Source organism: Corallococcus terminator (assembly GCF_003611635.1).
GTDB lineage: Bacteria > Myxococcota > Myxococcia > Myxococcales > Myxococcaceae > Corallococcus > Corallococcus terminator.
The window spans coordinates 1-794 of sequence record NZ_RAVZ01000745.1 but is presented as its reverse complement, the minus strand read 5'-3'; the positions used below and the strand labels follow the sequence as shown (position 1 = coordinate 794).

At 80.0% G+C, this 794-nt stretch carries 1 pseudogene; it reads right to left on the bottom strand.

Annotated elements, in window-relative coordinates:
- Positions 1–547, bottom strand: a pseudogene (locus D7V88_RS44065) (hypothetical protein); the annotation flags it as partial.
- Positions 548–794 lie beyond the last annotated feature (247 nt).

Below are 794 nucleotides of genomic sequence, written 5' to 3'. Positions count from 1 at the left end.
CGGCCGGAGCCTGGGCGGAGGCTTCCATGCGGGGGAGACCGGAGTGGGCCGGGACCTGCGCGGGCGCCTCCATGCGCGGGAGACCGGAGGAAGCCTGCGCGGGCGCGGCGTCTCGGCGAGGCAGACCGGGCGCCGGCAGGGGGCGGGCACCGTGCGCCTCCGTACCGTAGGCCGGCGTGGGCACCGAACCCGGGCGGGGCTCCGCGTTCACCGGGGCCTGCGCCGCGCGAGGCACGGCGACCCCGGGATTCTGGAAGCCCACCTCCGACAGGGCCGCGGTGGGAGCGGCGCGCGGCGGGGCATTCGCGGCCACCGGGGCCGCATTCGGCGCCTGCACGGTGGCGGGGCGCGGCGGGAGCACGGCGCCGGAGGGTGCGTGGGCGACAGGCTGCGCGGCGCGCGGAGCCGCTTGCGCGGGCGGGGCCACGCGGGGCGCGGCGGCGGCGGGAGCCCGGACCTGACCTTCCGCGTGCGGCGCGGGGGCGCGAACCGGTGCATCGGCCCGTGCGGCTGCGTCCGTCGGGGGAGCAGGGGCACGCGGAGGCATGCGAATGGTCGCATCGGCCTGCGGCACGGCGGCACGAACCGTCGCATCGGGATTCGGCGTGACGGTCCGAGCAGTCGCGTCGGGACGAGGCGCGGCGGCACGCACCGTCGCATCAGCCTGCGGCGCGGCGGCACGAATGGTCGCGTCGGCCTGCGGCGCGGTACGCATCGTCGGTCCATCCGTCACGGGCACGGCGGCGCGGGGCGCGGCGGCACGCGGAGGCTGCGCGGCCGGGGCCTGCGGAGGC